Annotated in this window: 9 protein-coding genes; 8 read left to right on the top strand and 1 reads right to left on the bottom strand. The window is 35.1% G+C overall.

From position 1 onward, the window contains the following. Both ABGX27_04765 and ABGX27_04760 read left to right on the top strand, forming a co-directional pair. Positions 1-1,172, top strand: a 1,172-nt coding sequence (locus tag ABGX27_04765) for a VacB/RNase II family 3'-5' exoribonuclease (GenBank protein MEO2068806.1), incomplete at its 5' end; no start/stop codon positions are given. Positions 1,173-1,185: 13 nt separating this feature from the next. Then, positions 1,186-2,091, top strand: coding sequence for a histone deacetylase (locus ABGX27_04760; protein ID MEO2068805.1), 906 nt, complete (start codon positions 1,186-1,188; stop codon positions 2,089-2,091). A 2-nt stretch (positions 2,092-2,093) separates the two neighbouring features. Here ABGX27_04760 and ABGX27_04755 read toward each other — a convergent pair whose 3' ends face one another. Next, positions 2,094-4,433, bottom strand: coding sequence for an EAL domain-containing protein (locus tag ABGX27_04755; protein MEO2068804.1), 2,340 nt, complete (start codon positions 4,431-4,433; stop codon positions 2,094-2,096). 61 nt (positions 4,434-4,494) lie between these two features. On the opposite strand from ABGX27_04755, the gene ABGX27_04750 reads away from it, so the two are divergent. The 6 genes from ABGX27_04750 to lpxK form a co-directional block, all read left to right on the top strand. Next, positions 4,495-5,172 carry a hypothetical protein gene (locus ABGX27_04750; protein MEO2068803.1) on the top strand — a complete coding sequence of 226 codons (678 nt, stop codon included), beginning with the start codon at positions 4,495-4,497 and terminating at the stop codon, positions 5,170-5,172. Between the two features lie 11 nt (positions 5,173-5,183). Beyond that, positions 5,184-6,416: a histidine--tRNA ligase gene (gene hisS / locus ABGX27_04745; GenBank protein MEO2068802.1), complete on the top strand. Its 1,233-nt coding sequence runs from the start codon at positions 5,184-5,186 to the stop codon at positions 6,414-6,416. A 1-nt stretch (position 6,417) separates the two neighbouring features. Continuing rightward, a complete protein-coding gene (gene dxr, locus ABGX27_04740) occupies positions 6,418-7,539 on the top strand; it encodes a 1-deoxy-D-xylulose-5-phosphate reductoisomerase (protein MEO2068801.1) in 1,122 nt (373 codons plus the stop codon). Beyond that, positions 7,536-8,204, top strand: coding sequence for a 7-carboxy-7-deazaguanine synthase QueE (locus tag ABGX27_04735; GenBank protein MEO2068800.1), 669 nt, complete (start codon positions 7,536-7,538; stop codon positions 8,202-8,204). Before dxr ends, ABGX27_04735 begins: the two co-directional genes overlap by 4 nt. After that, on the top strand, positions 8,204-9,388 hold the full coding sequence (locus ABGX27_04730; GenBank protein ID MEO2068799.1) for a glycosyltransferase N-terminal domain-containing protein: 1,185 nt from the start codon (positions 8,204-8,206) through the stop codon (positions 9,386-9,388). Before ABGX27_04735 ends, ABGX27_04730 begins: the two co-directional genes overlap by 1 nt. Further along, positions 9,378-10,447 (top strand): tetraacyldisaccharide 4'-kinase (lpxK, locus tag ABGX27_04725; GenBank protein MEO2068798.1); only part of this gene is annotated, 1,070 nt, incomplete at its 3' end. The genes ABGX27_04730 and lpxK, both read left to right, overlap by 11 nt.

Here is a 10,447-nt window from a genome sequence, read left to right as displayed (position 1 = left end):
CGAACGGCATCTGTTCCTTAAATCCAAACGTTGATAGACTTACCTTTACTTGTGAAATGGTAATTAACCAAAAAGGTATTGTTATTGATTACAAGATTTATGAAAGCGTCATCCATAGCAAAGCAAGACTTACCTACACGATAGCCCAGAAGATAATAGATGGAGACAAAGAAGCAATAGAGAAGTTCCCTCACGTGGTAGAGTCCTTGAAAACCATGTACGAACTTGCCCAAATACTTTACAAGAAACGTTACAAAAGAGGTTCTCTTGACTTTGACTTACCAGAACCTGTCGTGATCTTGAGTGCTGAGGGAGAACCAATAGACATTTATAGGGCTGAAAGGCTTTGGGCTCATAGAATAATAGAAGAGTTTATGATTGCAGCTAATGAAACCGTGGCTGAATATATGTTCTGGACAGACTATCCAAGCGTTTACAGAATTCATGAATCACCAGATAGAGAAAAACTACAAGAATTCTTAAACTTTGTAAGATCTCTTGGAATAAGAGTTCCTTCCATAAAGAACGATATACAACCTAAACTTTTACAAAAAATCTTAGAAGAAGTTGAAGGAGAACCCGAAGAAAAGCTTATCAACTATCTAATGCTCAGAACAATGGCAAGGGCTAAGTATTCTCCAGATAATATTGGTCACTTTGGACTTGCTTCGACCCATTATACCCACTTTACATCTCCAATAAGGAGGTATGCAGACCTTCAACTTCATAGGCTACTGAAAATGGCACTAAAAGGGGAATTTACCCAGGAATCTATTTCTTACTGGCAGGAAAAGCTGGAATTGGTTTGTAAGCACATCACAGAAAGGTCTATTAATGCAGACGAAGCAGAAAGAGACGTTATAGAACTTAAGAAACTTCAATATGCTCAAAACCATATAGGAGAAATTTTTGAAGCGATTATTACTGGTGTATCTGAACAAGGACTTTTTGTTGAAACAATAGAGCAGTTAATTCCAGGATTTATTCACGTTTCAAATCTTAAGAATGACTACTATATATGCATTCCTAAGCAGTACTGTTTAGTTGGCGAAAAGATGGGAACAGTATTTAGAATTGGAGATAGAGTTCTTGCGAAACTTTTAAACGTCGATATTGAAAATAGAAAGGCTGAGTTTGAAATGGTTAGAAAGCTGGTAAACGAAAACACCTAAAGGTTGATTTCAGATGAAATCGGCAGTTATTTACAGTGATTTTTTCTTAAGACACGATTTGCCGACGCATCCCGAAAATAGCTTAAGACTAAAGTATTTTCTAAGAAGCCTAAAAGAGTTTAATATTCCCGTTTTAGATCCAAAAGAGGTAAGCTATAACATTTTGAAGGCTATTCACTCGGAGAATTACATCCAAGATATCTTAATCACCTGTAGGGAAAGTAAAAACGGATTTTTTGATCCTGATACTTACTATAACCAATATACCTTCGATGTTGCTGCTTTAGCAGCAGGAGCTGTAGAAAAGGGTATAGAACTCCTCCTAAATGAAAAATTTGAAGCTATTTTTTGTGCAGTAAGACCTCCGGGACACCATGCAGAAAAAGACAAAGCAATGGGATTTTGCATATTTAACAACATTGCGGTGGGGGCAATTAAAGCCTTATCTTGTGGAATAAAGCGAGTTTTCATAGTTGATTTTGACGCTCATCATGGAAACGGAACTCAAAGTATGTTCTATAACATTTCCAATGTCTTTTACTTCTCAACCCATCAGTATCCTTTCTATCCTGGGACAGGAAGCAAGGAAGAGAATAATGAACACGTTTTAAACTTGCCGATGAAAGAAGGAAGTGGAGATACAGAGTATAGAAAGATTTACGGTGAAGTTTATAGAGAGGCTTTAGAAAACTTTAAACCTGAAATCATCCTTGTTTCTGCTGGGTATGACCTTCACGAAAGCGATCCCCTATCAGAATTATTGGTAAGTGATAGAGGAGTTGAATTTATAGTTAGAGAACTTTTACTATCTGCAAAGGAACTTTCAGTTCCTATTCTCTTTACCCTTGAAGGTGGCTACAATCTAAACGCTTTAGAAAGATGTGGAAAGATAACCTTTGAACTGCTGGAAATCCTTTGATTTTATCTATCTCCAAAAGGTTCAGGTTTACCTAAGTAAAATCCTTGTCCGTAATCTATACCAAGTTCTTTAACCTTGTTTAAAAGTTCTTCAGAAGAAATAAACTCTGCTATGGTTTTTATGTTAAGTTCCTTACAGAATCCGACGATATGCTTAACAATAATTTCCACTTCTTTAGAATCAAGAAGTTTACTTATCAAACTTCCGTCAATTTTGATGTAGTCTGGTTTAACTATGGAGATGTACTCGTAGTTGGAATATCCGCTACCAAAATCGTCTATAGCAAGCTCGGCTTCAAGTTCTTTTATTCTAGAATGGAACTCTTTTAAAACATCAAGACTACTAAATGCTTCAGTTTCAACAATTTCAAAGCACACGTTTTTAGCAACATCATACTCTTTTAATTTCTCATAAAGCCAGTTTCTCATCTCGACAGAAGCTAAGTCTTCTGAAGAAAGATTCACAGAAACTGCGACATCAATGTTTCTTTCCTTTGCTATCTTTAATGTTTTTTCAATCATAACTTTAGAAAGTTTTTGATAAATGGAAATCTTCTTAGCAACAGGCAAAAACTCTCCTGGAGGTATGAAGCCACCTTCTTCATTCATTATTCTCATTAAAGCTTCATATTTTTCAACTTTACCAGTCCTTAAGTTGACGATAGGCTGAAAAACAGGAACTACTCTGTCGTTCTTTAATGCTTCTTTTAACTTTGAAGCTATGACAATGTTTTTGTGAAGCTCGTCATAGATATTCTTAAGTTCCTCATCGAAAACGTAAATATCCATTTTCCTCTTCTTTGCTTCTTGCTCTGCAATTTCAGCTTCTATAATAAGATTTTCTTTGTTATTTGAGATACCAGCAACAACATCTAACTTGAATTTAATGTCTCCTACTTCGAACTCTTTCTTTTCCATTTCCTTTATGATCTTCTTCACGAGAGTTATAAACTTTTCATCATTTAAGCCACCGGCTAAGACACCAAACTTGTCTCCTCTGAGTCTATAAACTCTACCTTTTCTGTACTCCTTCTTTACAAACTTCTTTAAGTGTTGAGAAAATGTTTTAAGTATGTTGTCTCCCTCTGAAAGTCCAAAAAGTTCATTGATCTCTTTAAAGTTTCTAATGTTAATCAATGCAAAGTTTAGCTTCTGAGAATTTCCTAACTTCTTTATGTCTTTCTGAAGTTTACGACGGTTCAAAAGAGAGGTTAAATCGTCTTTAAAAACTTTCAAAGACAGCTCTCTCTTTGTTTTCAATAGTAGCCTATTCTTTTTAACAAGTTCATCTATGGTCTGCTTAAGTCTCCCTAGTAGATAAACAACCCCAAGACCTGAAACGAAAGAAACTATTAAAAAGATAACAGTTGTTGTAAAGATTCCTATTTTTACCTTTCCGAGAAAACATTCCTTCAGATTGAATATTTCTTGACCGAGTTCTCCTTTTGTTGCATAGTTACCTATTAGCCAGTTCCAATTGGGACAAAGTTTCACATAGTAAATCTTATTTTCGTCGTTCAAAAAGATTCCTTCTCTAAGTAGATCACTTTTAAATCCTTCTTTCTTCGTAAGTGCAAGGATCTTTCTGAATGTTGGATCTAGAAGGTTTTCATTGCTATTAAGATCAATGAAAAACATGTTAGAAGATGTAAATTCGTACTTTTTAATGTACTCTTTTACGTATTTTTTAAACTCGGAAATATAGAAACCACCACCTATTATCCAGTTGTAAGGTTTGAAAAGTTTCACAAAGGAAACTTTTTTGTCAACAGTGTTGGTTCCTGGAATGAACCAATAGTAAGTTACAAATCCTTCGTTATTTGGTGAAAAGAGGGCAACACGTTCAATCTCACGTTGGATGTACTTACCTTTCTTATCTTGAAGGTTCCACAGGTTTTTTCCTTCTAAGTGAGGAAAAGCTGAATTGAGAATAACGTTTCCACCTACACCGCATATAAAGATGTATCCCTTACCATTCAGGAAGTGATAGTTTCTTAATGTTTCTTTTATTATTTTCTTAATTTTTTTATCACTACAATTCTGTTTTTTGCACTGTTTATACAGAGAATATGCAACGTTATATGCCTTTAATATCTCATCTCTTAAGCGTTTCCGCAACTCGTTTTCTAAATCTTTTTCCTTCTTTGAGAAATTAATAACGGTAGAATCAACAGTGTCTTTTAATCTCTTTTTATTTTCATCAATAACTGCTCTGTAAATGGTATTCTTTAGTTCACTTTGGAAGACAATGTTATTAAGAAACAGAGTAATAACTCCGGCTAAGGTAATTAAGGCAACAAGAAAACCTATAAAGCGAATATCATCGTACTTTTTTCCCTTCAATTTATCACCTAAATGTTAAAATTCAAAAATGAATTTTTACTTTTATTATAGGAGGTTTTGATTGAAAAGACCACCATACAAAGCTTACAAAAAAAGGGAAAAAGAAAAACAGGAAACCCCTATTCATATTCCCAAAGAGATAGATACTCCACAAGCAGAACAATTGGCAAGCGATGTTTACAAAGTTTGGAACTTTCTTATGATCCATAGCAAGAAAATAGGAATAGCTTTTGCTTTAGTTCTTTTAGTTTTGGGATCTCTCTTTGGATATAAAAGTTATCAGCAAAGCTTGGAGTTAAAAGCTGCAAAAATTGTAGATAAAGGAATTTTTCTCCTTGAAAACGGTAAGAAAGACGACGCTTTAAAACTTTTTGATCTTGCAGCAAAAGAATATCCTAATGCCCCTTCCACAAAAATAGCTAAGTTTCTTTTAGCGAAAGAAAGGAAGGATATTAAGCTTTTAAAGACTCTAAAGGAACAAGATTTTATAACAGCTTCTCCGTCAAGAACTTTACTTTCAGGAATATACATAGATGAAGGAAAATTAAAAGAGGCAAAGAAAGAAATTTCCATTATGAGAAGAGATAAAGATTTCACTTATCCCGAAGCTCTTTACCAAGAAATAATTATTGCCCTAAAGGAAAATGATGAAAAGAAGGCAAAAGAAATACTTGAAATCCTAAGGGGAGATTATAAAAATCTACCTATTACGAGCTTAGCAGAGAAACTCTTAAAGTAGGAGAGAAGGGAATGGAATTTAGAGCTTTAAGGGGAATTGAGGACTTAATTCCTCCAGAGAGCGAAAAGTTCGAAAAAGTTGTTGAAACTTTCAAAGATGTTGTAAAAAGAGCAGGATTTAAAGAAATTGTTTTACCTATCCTTGAAGAAGCAAGACTTTTTACAAGAAGTGTTGGTGAAACTACTGACATAGTTCAGAAGGAAATGTACATCTTTGAGGATAAAGGTGGAAGAGTTGTTGCGCTTCGTCCTGAAGGAACGGCTTCCAGTGTAAGGGCTTACATAGAACACGGAGTTTATGCAAAAGAGCCGTTTACCAAGTGGTTCTATGTTGGTCCAATGTTTAGATTTGAAAGACCTCAGGCAGGAAGAAAGAGACAATTTTTCCAAGCTGGATGTGAAGTTTTTGGATTAGCCTCTCCTGGTGTAGATGCTGAGGTAATAAGGATAGCATGCGATATTTTGGAAAGTTTAGGCATAAGGTACTCTTTAGAAGTAAACTCTATAGGTTGCGAAAAGTGCCGACCAACTTTTAAAGAAAAGCTTGTAAGTTTTTTAGAAAGTAAGAAAGAACTATTGTGTGAAGATTGCCAGAAGAGATTTCATAGGAATCCTTTGAGAGTTCTTGACTGTAAGAACGAAGTTTGTAGAAAAGTAGTAGAAGAAGCACCTAAGATCGTAGAAACTCTCTGTGATGAATGCAAGGAACACTTTGAAAAGCTTAAAGAGTACCTTAAAGTTCTTGAAGTTACCTTTATAGAAAATCCTTACCTTGTTAGAGGATTGGATTACTATACAAGAACGGTTTTTGAATTTAAATCAGAAAATTTAGGAGCTCAGAGTACAGTTTTAGCAGGTGGAAGGTACGACAGATTAATTTCGGAACTTGGAGGACCTGAAACTCCAGCTCTTGGGTTTGCTCTTGGAATAGATAGGGCAATGATCCTTTTAGAAGAGGAACCAAAAGAAAGAGAAGGTGTTTTCATTGTTGTTAGGGGAGAGAGTGCATATCTAAAAGGGCTAAAACTCTTAAAGTTCTTAAGGAGTAAAGGAATAAAAGCAGAAATGGATCATAGACTTGGAAGCTTCAAAGCGCAAATGAAAGCGGCGGATAGGGCATTTTCAAAGTATGTTGTGATAATAGGCGAAGCAGAAGAGAAGGAAGGATTTTTCTCGTTAAAGGAGCTTGAAACAGGAAAACAGGAAAGAATAGAAACTTTGGAAGAACTTTTAGCAAGGCTGTAAGATGAAAGAGGTCTTAATTCTTGGCTCTACAGGTTCAATAGGAGAGAATGCCCTTAGTGTAATATCAAGGTTTCCGGAAAAGTTTAAGGTAAAAGCCCTTGTTGCTGGAAAGAATGTCAGGAAGTTAAAGGAACAAGCCCTTAAGTTTAAGCCAACTGCTGTATGTCTTGTTGAATCTAACGAAGAGTTTTCTTTTGATGGAAAGTTTTATAAAGGTCTTGATGGGTTAAAGGAACTTATAGAAGAAGTTGACTTTGACGTATGTATATCGGCTATTACAGGGGCTTCCGGAATACTTCCTACATATTGGGCTTCTTTAAAAGGTAAAAGAATTGCTCTTGCAAATAAAGAGTCTTTAGTCTGTGCTGGACAATTTATAGTGGAAGTTGCAAAGGAAATAATTCCTGTCGATAGTGAACATTCAGCACTTTTTCAGTGTCTGGTTAAAGAAAAGAAAGAAAACGTAAAGGAATTAATCCTTACAGCTTCAGGAGGTCCTTTTAGAGATAGAGAAGACTTAGAAAACGTTACTCCTTCTGAAGCTTTAAAGCATCCCAACTGGAGTATGGGACAAAAGGTAACCATAGATTCTGCTACTTTGATGAATAAAGGTCTTGAGGTAATTGAGGCATATTGGCTGTTTGGAATACCTTTAGAAAAGATAAAAGTTGTTATCCACCCACAGAGTATAGTCCATTCTTTGGTAAAGTTCATTGACAACTCGTGTTTAGCTCAGCTTGGTGTTCCGGATATGAAAATTCCAATAGCTTACGCTCTGAGCTATCCTGAAAGACTTCCTCTTGATATACCTCAATTAAACCTTGACTTAAAAGGAGAACTAACATTCTTTGAACCGGATTTAAAGAAGTTTCCTTCCCTAAAGCTTGCATATGAATCCTTAAAACTTGGATATCCTTACCCAATTGTTTTAAACGCGGCTGACGAAGTGGCTGTAAGTCTCTTTCTTAATGGGAAAATAAAGTTTACCGATATTCCACGTCTTATAGAGAAAACTCTTGAAAAATCTAACTTTTCTAAACCAATTTCTGTTGAGGAAGTTGTCAAAATAGACCAAGAGGCAAAAAGGCTTGCCTTGGAACTTAGTAAGGAGTTTACAAGTTGAAAATCGGAATTTCAGAGCTTTTCGTTTCCATTCAAGGAGAGGGTATAGATGTTGGAAGTCCCTCATTCTTTATAAGAACTGCAGGATGTTCTATTGGCTGTAAGTACTGTGATACGAAGTATTCTTGGAAAAACGGAAATTTTTGGAACATAGATGACATAATAAAAATTGCTATAGAAAAAAAAGTTCCTGAGATTGTTATCACAGGTGGGGAACCAGTAGAGGAAGAAAACTTAAATATACTGATTAGAGAACTTTCAAAGTTGCAGTCTATAAGAAAAATAACTCTTGAAACCTGCGGACATATTTTTAGGGATGATTTGGAAGATAAAAAGTTAAAGATCGTTTTATCCCCTAAAACTCCTACAATGGGGGTTGATTTTCCAGAAAACGAGCTAAAAAAGTTTTTAAGTGCTTATAGCAACGTTCTTTTAAAGTTTGCAGTTTTCAATGAAAAAGATTTCGCGTTAGTGAAGAATTTTGTTTACAAGAACAGGAATTTAATAAAGAACGTGATAGTTATTCAGCCTCTTGAAGTTCCTTTTGAAGATTATTTGAAAACCTGCCAAAAGGTTGTAAATCTTGTTATCTCAGATAGAGATTTTATAAACAGTTTTGAAGTTAAAATTATTCCTCAGGTTCACAAACTTATTGGGCTAAAGTAATGGGACTTGTTGTCTACAACTTGCTGATCCTTGCTCTTATTCCTTTCTATCCTTTAGTTAAACTGAAAGCAAGAAAAAGAGGAAGTATTTCTCTCTTTCCAAGATTTAGGGTAGATTTTAAAGGTGGCAAAGGAAAGATTCTCTTACACGTGGCGAGTATCGGAGAAGTTAACTCTGTAAAACCGATTGTCGAAAGATTAAAGGATAGAGTAGCGCTTACAGTTTTTACAGACTACGGTTTGGAAAGATCAAAGAAACTTTTTCCAAGCGTTCCAAGTAGAATTCTTCCAATAGATATCTATCCAATAGTGAAAAATTTTTTGAAAAAAAATAGACCTTCTAAAATCTTAATATACGAAACAGAAATCTGGTTATCTTTTCTTTACGCGGCTAAAAGGCTTAATATTCCGGTATACATAATAAGCGGTAAGATAACGGAAAAAAGCTTTAAAAACTTTAGAAAATTTAAAAGGTTTTTAGCACCTGTTTTTGAGAATATTGTATTTTTAGCCCGTTCAAAAGAAGACTTTGAAAGAGCAAAACTTTTAGGATTTAAAAAAGTAGAACTTGTAGGCGATTTAAAGTTAGAGATTGAAAAACCAAAAGAACTGGCAAAACTTGAAATCAAGGGAAAGAGGAAAGTAATAATCTGGGGTAGCACCCACGAAGGAGAAGAAGAGTTAGCCTTCAAAGTTCACAGTGAGTTAAAAAAAGACTTTCCTAATCTTCTTACGATCATAGCTCCAAGACACGTAAATAGAGCTAAAGATATCCTTCCTCGATTCCCTTTTGCCTTAAGAAGTAAGACCCAAGAAATTTCGGAAGATGTAGAGGTTTACATTGTTGATACTATAGGAGAACTTTCTTCCCTTTACAGGTTTGCAGACGTTGCAATTATCGGTGGAAGTTTTGTTAAAGGAATAGGAGGTCACAACCCTGTTGAGGCTGTTGTTTGGAGTAAACCGGTAATCGTTGGGGAGTACGCAAAAGATTTCTTGGAGATAGCAAAGGATCTAAATATTCCTATTTTAAATGAAAGGGATCTTATCTCTTTCCTAAGGGAACTTTTACTCAATGATGATTATAGAAAAAAAGTTATTGATAAAATTGCAAACTCCTTCGACAAGAGAAAAAATGTTCTAAAAAGGATTTTAGAAGCTGTGGGAGAATGTGATGGATCCTAATGAAGTTAGAAAAAAGGTTCTAAGAAAAGAAGGCTGGGGATTAGCTCTTTACCCCATTTTTTGGACACTCTCTAAGCTTTACTGTTTGATTTCTGAAGTAAGAAATTTCCTTTACAATTTGAAGGTTTTAGATTCTTTTAGGTTTCCGCTTCCTGTTATCTCTGTTGGAAATATAACAGCGGGAGGTTCTGGAAAGACCCCTCTTACCGAATCTATTTATTTACTTCTTGAGGAAGTAGGCTTCTCTCCAACCATAGTAACTAGAGGATACAGGGGAAAGGAAAGGGGACCAAAGTTTGCAACGGGAGACCCTGAAAAATTTGGGGATGAAGCTGCGACTTATGCTATCAAAGGCTACAAGACAGTTGTCAGTAAGAATAAAAAGTTTGGAATAAAGTTTGCTTTTGAAAAGGAAGCTAACGTTGTAATTTTAGACGATGGCTTTCAGTATAGAAAAATTATTCCTCAAATAAACATCGTAGCTATTGATCCTTTTAATCCTTTTGGAGATAACCACTGTTTGCCTTTGGGGCTTTTAAGAGAACCAATAAAAAACCTTGAAAGGGCTGACTGTTTTGTGATTACAAGGAGTAATCTTGTTGACCAAAAGAGAATTGAATCTTTGGAGCTTTTCCTAAAAACTTTTAAAAAGCCCATTTTCTTTGCAAAACAGGAGTTTAAGTTTTGGGTAAATGAGAAGTTCGAAAAAGTTTATCCCCCTTCTGAAAGAGAAATAGATGTTTTCTGCGGTATAGGGAATCCTGAACAGTTTGTTAGGATGCTCATTCAAATGGGATATAAGATAAGAAACTATTTTATATATGAAGATCATCACGAATACACGGAGGAAGATGTTGAGGTTTTAAAGCGTCTAAAAAATCCAGTTACAACTGAAAAGGACCTAATTAAAATCAGAAATTTTGGAATTAAGGCTAAAGCTCCCGTTTTACGTCTTGAAAGTGTAGGTTTTAAGGAATTTATTTTGGCAAACATTAAAACAACTGTTAGGAAAGAGGAAGAAGTTGAAGAAGAGGAGGAAGCAGCTGAAGAAGAGGAAGA

The organism is Desulfurobacteriaceae bacterium (assembly GCA_039832905.1).
Taxonomy (GTDB): Bacteria; Aquificota; Aquificia; order Desulfurobacteriales; family Desulfurobacteriaceae; genus Desulfurobacterium.
Note: the sequence above shows the minus strand (reverse complement) of the source record. Positions and strands in the feature narration are given on the sequence as shown.